This is a genomic window from Pseudonocardia sp. TMWB2A (assembly GCF_017312135.1).
In genome coordinates this window covers 5580604-5588812 of record NZ_QKQY01000002.1, presented here as the reverse complement: position 1 = coordinate 5588812, position 8209 = coordinate 5580604, and the positions used below count along the sequence as shown (strand labels likewise).

Genomic DNA, 8209 nt, shown 5'->3' with positions numbered 1-8209 from the left:
CCGGTTCGCGGGGGATGTCCCCCGTGGGGCGCGCGCGGGGTCCCGTCGCCGCTCCGTGGTGCCGGGGTCCGCACTAGACAGGGGAGGACCGCCGGAACCGACTCTGCCGAAGGGGTGCGATGGAGCCGCGACGCCGTACGGGACCGGTGCCGCGATGAGCGCGGCCCTGGCCGTCTCGCCGATGGGCGGGTCCGGACACCGCAGCCTGGCCGAGGCCGTGGCCGCGGCTCCGGAGGGCGCCGTCATCAGCGTCGCCCCCGGCACCTACACCGAGCCCCTCGTGCTGCGCCGGGCGGTCACCGTCACCGCGGAGGAGGGCCCCGGCACCGTCCGGATCGCCCCGCGCGAGGGTGTCGCGGTGGTGCTGGCCGGGCCGCCGTCGGCGACCGCGCAGCTGTCCGGGATCACCGTGCAGGGCGCGCCGGGCGTCGTCGCCGCGGTGCTGGTGACGAGCGGGGCGCTGCGGCTCACCGAGTGCACCGTCGCCGGCGCGGGCTGGTCGGCGGTCCTCGCCCGCGACGACGGCGCGGTACACGCCGGTGACTGCGCGCTGTCCGCCCCGGCGGGCGCGGGGGTCGTCGTCAGCTCCCCGGTGGGCAGCTCCGTGTCGCTGTGCCGCATCACCGACATCGGCACCACGGCGGTCGTGGTGGCCGGGGACGGCGTGCTGGACCTGACCGCGACCCGGATCGACGGCCCCGCCGGCAACGGCGTGTTCGTCCACGAGCGGGGCCGGCTCACGCTGTCCCGGACCTCGGTGGCCGGGGCGGGCAAGCCGGCCGTCGCCGTCGAGCAGGACGGCGCCCTCACCGCCTCCGACCTGCAGGTCACCGACGCCGCCGGGGTCGGCCTCTACCTCGCGAGCAGCGCCTCCGTCCAGGTCGACGGGGCCGGGATCGGACCCTGCGGCGCTGTCGGTGTGCACGTCGACCAGGCCTGCCGCCCGCAGCTGCGCTCGGTCACCGTGCGCGGCGCCACCGGGGCGGGTCTGCTGTGGACCGGCAGGGCCTCGGGCACCGCCACCGGCTGCACCGTCGGGTCCACCGCGGGCGACGGGCTGCGGGTGACCGGGCGCAGCACCCCCGAGCTCGACGCCGTCGAGACCGCTGCCGACAGCGGCGCCGGCGTCGTCGTCGACGACGGCGCGGACCCGTTCCTGCGCCGGCTGCGCGTCCTGGACGCCGGGACCTGCGCACTGGTCGTCTCCGGCGGGGCCCGCGGTCGTCTGGAGAACGTGGAGATCGAGCGGGCCGGCGCCGACGGCGTGCGGGTCACCGACGGGGCCCGCCCGCAGATCGACGGGCTCACCCTGCGCGGTGCCGCCGGGTCCGGTGTGGCCGTCACCGGCGCGGCGTTGTCGCTGGCCGACTGCGACCTGTCGGCGGTCGGCGGCGACGGCGTCGCCGCCGGTACCGGCGCGGACCTGACCCTGCAGCACTGTCGCGTCGCGGGCGCCCCCGGAGCGGGGTTCCGGCTGGGCGCGGGCTCGGGCGGCACGCTGGAGGAGTGCGCCGCCGGCGACGGCGGTGCTGACGGTGTCGTCGTCGCCACGGCCGAACCGGTCCGCCTCACCGGCTGCACCGCGCAGGGCAACGCCGGTGCCGGTCTGCGGGTGACGGCCCCCGCCGCGTCGCTCACCGTCGAACGTCTGACCAGCCTCGCCAACGGGACCCCGGACGCGCCGGGGCCCCGGTCCGGTGGTCCGGCCGCGGCGGCCGACGGCGGCCCGCAGGAGGCCGTCGCGTCCGCGCCGGGTGCGGCACCGTCCCGGCGCCCGACCAACGACCCGCTCGACGCCCTGCACGCACTCGTCGGGCTGGAGGGGGTGAAGGCCGACGTCACCTCGCTGGTGAACCTCAACAAGATGGCCAAGCGCCGCGTCGACGCCGGGCTGTCCGCCCCGCCGATGGCCCGCCACCTGGTGTTCGCCGGCGCACCGGGCACCGGCAAGACGACCGTCGCCCGGCTCTACGGCGAGGTACTCGCCCGCCTCGGGGTGCTGCGGTCCGGGCACCTGGTCGAGGTGGCGCGCGCCGACCTGGTCGCCCAGATCATCGGCGGCACCGCGATCAAGACCACCGAGGCGTTCACGAGCGCGCTGGGCGGGGTCCTGTTCATCGACGAGGCGTACACGCTGTCCAGCGGCCGGGGCGGGACCGGCCCCGACTTCGGGCGCGAGGCGATCGACACCCTGGTCAAGCTGATGGAGGACCACCGGGACGACGTCGTCGTCATCGCGGCCGGCTACTCGAAGGAGATGCAGCAGTTCCTGGAGGCCAACCCGGGCATGGAGTCCCGCTTCAGCCGGACCATCGAGTTCGCGAACTACGACGCCCCCGAGCTGGTCACGATCGTGCGCAGCCAGTGCGAGCGCCACGACTACCGGCTCGCCCCGGAGGCCGAGCAGGCCCTGCTCACCTACTTCGAGCGGATCCCGAAGGACGGCACGTTCGGCAACGGACGTACCGCGCGCCGGGTGTTCGAGCGGATGGCCGACCGGCAGGCGTCCCGGCTCAGCGCCGGCGGTGCCGTCGACCCCGCCGACCTGACCCTGCTGACCGTGGATGATCTCGAGCTCGCCGTCTGAGGCCGCGGCGCGCACGGGCCGCGCCCGGTCATCCGGAGGACCGCACGCCCTGCATCGCCGCCATCAGCTCGGTGCGCGAACGGTACCCGGCGCGGGCGAACAGCCGTCCCAGACGGCCCTCCACGCTCTTCTCGCTGACCTGCAGGATCGTGGCGATCGTGCGGTTGCCGAAGCCCTGCCCGACCAGCAGCCCGAGCAGCCGCTCGTTCTCCGCGACGACCGTGGTGCGGCCGGGGACGGTCATCCCGGCGCGGGTCATCAGACCGCGGACCCAGCTCCGGCACAGCAGGGCGCCGAGCTCCCCGTAGAGGTCGTAGCACTCCCACAGGTCGTCGGGCCCCACGAGGTCCTGCTCACCCAGCATGCCGATGACCGTCGCCAGTTCCAGGGGGAGGCCGCGCTCCCGGGCGATCCGCAGGCAGCTCTCGACGGTCGCCCGGTCGCGGTCGACGAGGGAGCGGACGAGCTGGAGGTACAGCTCCGTCCGCGAGGTGGCCAGCATCCCGTGCAGCCGTTCCAGCGACCGGCCCGCGCGCCGCGCGCCGTCGAGATCGCCGCGGGCCATGGCGATGCGCGCCACCTGGAGGTGGGTCGCGTCGGTGCCGATGAGGACGCCGCGCTCCTCCGCGTCGGCCACCGAGCTCTGCAGCCGGTCCACCGCCTCGTCGAGATCCCCGACGGCGACGTCGGCGACGGCGCGCGGGGCGGCGAGCAGGTGCCGCAGCGAGGACTTCGCCGCGATCGCCTCGTCGAGGAACTCCCGGGCCCGGGTGACCTCGCCCCGGGCGAGCAGCAGGAAGGCGTGGTGCTGCTGCATCATCTCCAGGCCCGCGTCGTGCCCGACGACGAACCCGCCGACGCGGTAGCGGCGGGCCAGGTCCTTGGCCTCGGCGGTCCGGCCCTCCAGGAACGCCAGCGAGGCCCGGTCGGACAGGCTCAGCATCTCCGGGGTCAGCCCCTCGTCCGCCATGAGCCGGCGCGCCCGGTCGACCTCGCTGAGCAGGAGCAGCAGCGTGACCAGTCCCTGGGTGAAGGCCAGTCGGCGACGGGCGGAGTTGTCCTCCGGCCACGACCCGCGATCGGCGAGCAGCGCCTCGAACGTCCTCGGACGCCCCGCCCCCAGCTCGGCCATCATCGAGAGCGTGTCCCCGAGGTAGGAGGTCGCCCCCGGTCCGCGCCACGCCCACCGCGTGTCGTCGAGCAGCTCCAGGGCGTCCCGCCACCGGCCGAGCATGAACAGGGCCAGCGCACGCCACGAGGACCGGGCGGCCACGTCACCGGGGAGCTCGCGGCGGCCGTGGGCGATGGCGCGGAGCCCGTCGAGGTCGCCGAGGCTGCGCATCGAGCCGAGCATCGTCGCACCGGCGTCGACGACCCAGTGCTCGGGCAGGACGTCGCCGAGCTCGTCCAGGACGGACTCGATGGTCGTGACGGCGGTGGCGTAGTCACCGGTGCGGTAGCAGCTGGTGGCGTACATCCAGCGGGCCAGCGCCTCGTCGGCGCGGTCGGACGACAGGTCCGCGGCGGTCAGCCACCAGGCCCTGGTCCGGTGCGGGTCGTCGGCCGCGCGGATGGTGGCCCGCTGGATCAGCTCGGACCGGGCGCGGGCGGTGTCCAGCAGCGCGCCCGCCTCGGCGATCCGGTCGGTGAGGTAGTCGGGGTCCTCGGCGTGGGCGACACCCGTCCACAGCGCGACGACGGCGGTGACGGCCACCCAGCGCCGCTCGTAGGGCCGCAGGCAGGCGGCGAGCTCGACAGCCACCTGGGGGACCGGGAAACGCCAGCCGTCGTCGGCCCCACCACGGTGCAGCACCCCCGCGTCGACGAGCTCGTCGAGGTGGTCACGGGCCTGCTCGACGTCGATGTCGAGGCTCGCGGCGAGCAGCCGGGGCAGCGCGGGCCCGAGGGGTGCGAGCAGGGCGACGGCGGTCGCGACCGGCCACATGGCGGGCCCCAGCCGCCGGACCGGACGCAGCAGCGGTCCGTCCGGCCGGGGCCCGGGCTCCGGTCCCGGGCCGAGGTAGGCGTGCCGGTCGGAGATCACCACCCGGCCGCCCGCCGACAGGCTCCCCAGCAGGTCCAGCACCGCCTCTGGCACCCCCCGCGTCCGCTCGAGCACGAGGTCGACCAGCTCCGGTGCCGGACGGCTGCGCAGCTGCTCGCCCAGCAGCACCGCGGTCTGCGCCCGGTCGAGCGGCCGCAGCCGGTGCGAGTCGAGGACGCCGTCGCGGCGCAGGGCACGGACCACCGCGACGAAGGGGCGCAGGAATCCGGGAACGGGCGTCTGGACGGTGAACACCGCCCGGACACCGGCGTCGGTCAGGGACGGCACCAGCGCGGCGAGCACCGCGATCGAGTCGGGGTCGCTGCGTTGCAGGTCGTCGACGAGCAGCGTGAGCCGGTGCCGGTCGAGCACCATCGCGATCGGTGCCGCCACCCGGGCGGCGAGGGCGGGGGAGTGACGCGCGCCGTCGACCGGGTGCAGCAGTGTCGGGGGGACCCGGGCGAGCACCGCGGTGCTCCCGTCGATCACCGGGCCGTCGGGGGTGTAGCGCAGGCGCAGGACGTCGCCGCCCTGCTCCCCGACGCGGACGGCCAGCCGGTCGAGCACGGTCGTGCGCCCGATACCCGGCGGCCCGTGCACGAGAGCCGAGCGGGTTCCGTCGTCCGGAAGGTCCGGGACGGGCAAGGGTGCCTCCACAGGGAGGTCGTCGACGACGGTGCGAGGAACTCCTCGCACCACGGGACGACGAGCGGACTTCGGGTGGGGACGACGCCGGCCCCCCGGGTACCGGTCCTGGCGGTGCGGACCGGACCCTGCTGTCGATCGTACCGTTTCGCGGCACATGTCATGATCTTCGTAGCTCGCGAGGCCGCACGACCGGGACGGTGACATGAGCAGGGAACAGATCGAGTTCTGTGGTCGGGACGAGGTGCTGGACGCCCTGCGAGGCATCCCCGAGGCGTCGTTGACGGTCCTGCGTGGACCGACGTCCAGCGGACGTACCGCGCTGCTCACCCGGATCGGTGACGAGCTGCGCGAGTCGGGTTCCACGGTCCTGTTCGTGGACGCGGTCCAGGACCATGCGCGCTGGGACCGGTTCGGCGTCCGTCCGCTGCTGGCCGCGGTCGGCCGGTCCTTCGAGCAGCTCGACCCCGGCCCCGAGCTGCCCGGAGCGATGAGGTCGGTGCGCCGCCTGGCCACCGCCGAGACCTACGAGTCGATCGCCGGCCGCTCCCGGTTGCGCGCCGAGACCGGTCGTCTCCTCGCCGCGGTCGGGACCCGGGGCCCGGTCACCCTCGCCGTCGACGACGCCGACCACGTCGCGGCTCCGCTGTTCGTGCTGGCGGAGGCCCGGCGCGCCGGGCACCGTGTGCTCGCCGCGATGCGGTCGGTGCAGCTCCCGACCGAGCAGCTCGCCGAGGTCGGCGACGCCGCCGACGAGATCATCGACCTCCCGATGCTGTCGGACGAGGCATCGGTGGAGATCCTGCGACGGGCGGCCGGCGGCCCGGTCGACCCGGGACTCGTCGACGCCCTGCGGGAGTCCCTGGGGCTGCTGTTCGGGTGCCCGGGGACCCTGATCTCCACCCTGGCCGCGTTGCGTGACGAGGGCCGTGTCGTGCGCGTGGACCGCACCCTCTGCCTCCGCGACGACCGGGTGGCGATCGGGCTCCCGACCGGGCACTTCCTGGTGGAGACGGTGCGCGCCGCAGGCCGTGCCGGGGAGGACCTCGTCGCCCTCGCGGCAGGCCCGACGGGGCTCCGGATCGCCGACCTCGACGCCGTCGCCGGGGCGACCGGACGGACCGCGGTGGGGTGTGGCGCCGTCGTCGACGCCCTCGCCGCGGAGTCCGCGCTCGAGTGCGACTTCCGGGGCCGTCTGACCCCGCTGTGCCGGGCACTGGGGACGACGGTGCGGGCCGGGCTGGGGGAGGACGCACTGCGCGACCTGCACGTGCGGATCGGTCGCCGGGTGCAGTCGACGGTCGGGATCAGCAGCCGTGACGACCTGTCCGCACTCGCCGGCCACGTCGCCGCGGCCGGGACGGCGTGGCCGGTCCAGCGGCGGCTGACGGTGGTGCTGCACGACGAGGCCGTCCGCATCGCCGACAGCGACCCCGACCTCGCGATCAGCCACCTCCGTAGTGCGTGGCGGCACGCCGGGCCCGGACACGGCCGGCGTCGTGTGCAGGCCGAGCTGATCCGCGCGACCCGGGCCGCCGGCCGCTTCGACGAGCTGGCCGACTTCGTCGCCGACGCCGTCGACGAGGGTGGGTACCGGACGACGGGGTCACGCGCCGAGCTGGCCGCGGCCGCCGCGCTCGCCGCCCTGCAGCTCGGCCGCCGGGTGAGCACGCCGGTCCGCTCGGCCCTGGCGGGGATCGGGGACCCCTACTGTCCGCTGCAGCTCTGCGAACGGTGGTGGCGCGGTGAGAACCTCTCGATCGGTGAGCTGGTGCAGGGCTTCGCGCCGCTCGCGCCGGGCGGGCCGGTCCGCACGCTGCGGGACCTGTCCGCGGACTCGCTGCGGGTGCCCGCGGACGTCCGGCACGCCTTCTCCCGGCGACGGCTGGTGCCGATGCTCCGGTGGCTGCTGGGTCCCTACTACCGGCCCCCGGCCGACGGTCCGTTCGCCGCGTTCGAGCGGATGATGATCGCCTACGGCGACGGGCGCTGGAACCGGGCGTTGTCGGCCGCCCGGTCGCTGCAGACCCAGGAGTCCGCGGACCTGGTCTCCCGGCCGTGGGCGGCGCTGGCCGCCGCGGCCGTCCACCGTTTCCGGGGCCGGGAACGGCGCGCCCGCGCGTGGGCACAGACGATTCCCGAGACCGACTACACCGACACCGACACCGCCGTGCCCGCGCTGCGCGAGTGGGCCGAGGCGCGGCTGGCCCACACCGGCGAGAACCCGCTGGAGGCGCTGCCCGCGACCTGGGCGGTGTACTGCGGCGAGCTGCGACGCGGTTCCCGGGGGCCGCACGCCGGGGAGGTCCTGAACTGGCTGGCGATGCTCGCCCGCAGCAGCGGCGACGACGGGTGGCGACGCCGGATCGCCGAGGCGGTCGAGGAGGCGCTGGCCGACGAACCGGAGTCGGTGGGCCCGGAGTACGGCGAGCTCATCGAGGCGATGCTCCGCGACGACCCCGCTGCCGCCCGCCGGGGCGTCGCGTGGTGGCGCGAACGGGCCAGCCTGCCGGACCTGGCACAGGCGTGCCTGCAGGCCGCCGACGTCGTCGGGCCCGAGGAGGCCGAGCCCCTGCTGCACGAGGCCCTCGCCATCGCCGACGACCTGAAGGCGACCCGGATCAGGCGCTCGGTGCGCCGGGCGATGTCGCGGTACGGGATCGCCGTGCGGACCCCGGAGCTCGGCGAGCAGCGGCTCTCCGAGCTGGAGATGCGACTGGTGGGGCTCATCACCGAGGGCCGGTCGAACCGGCAGATCGCGGCCCGGATCACGATGAGCGAGAAGACCGTCGAGAACCACCTCACCCGGCTGTTCGGCAAGACCGGCTGCCGCAACCGGCGTGAGCTGGTCGTCGCGCACCTCGCGGGCCGCCTCACCGGACTGGGTCCCGAGCCGTGGGAACCCGCCGCCGGAGCCCGTTAGAGTCCGCTCC

At 75.6% G+C, this 8209-nt stretch carries 3 protein-coding genes; 2 read left to right on the top strand and 1 reads right to left on the bottom strand.

Annotated features, from left to right (window positions below):
• Positions 1-154 precede the first annotated feature (154 nt).
• The gene (locus tag DMP17_RS40755; RefSeq protein ID WP_337832344.1) at positions 155-2587 is read left to right on the top strand and encodes a right-handed parallel beta-helix repeat-containing protein; all 2433 of its coding nucleotides are present in this window, start codon (positions 155-157) and stop codon (positions 2585-2587) included.
• Positions 2588-2615: 28 nt separating this feature from the next.
• Here the strand turns inward: DMP17_RS40755 and DMP17_RS40750 are convergent, their stop codons facing one another.
• Complete coding sequence (locus tag DMP17_RS40750) at positions 2616-5276, bottom strand: ATP-binding protein (protein ID WP_337832343.1); 2661 nt, start codon at positions 5274-5276, stop codon at positions 2616-2618.
• Positions 5277-5481: 205 nt separating this feature from the next.
• Here DMP17_RS40750 and DMP17_RS40745 point away from each other — a divergent pair, with 205 nt between their 5' ends.
• Positions 5482-8199 (top strand): helix-turn-helix transcriptional regulator, encoded by a 2718-nt coding sequence (locus DMP17_RS40745; protein WP_337832342.1) that lies wholly within the window; start codon positions 5482-5484, stop codon positions 8197-8199.
• Positions 8200-8209 lie beyond the last annotated feature (10 nt).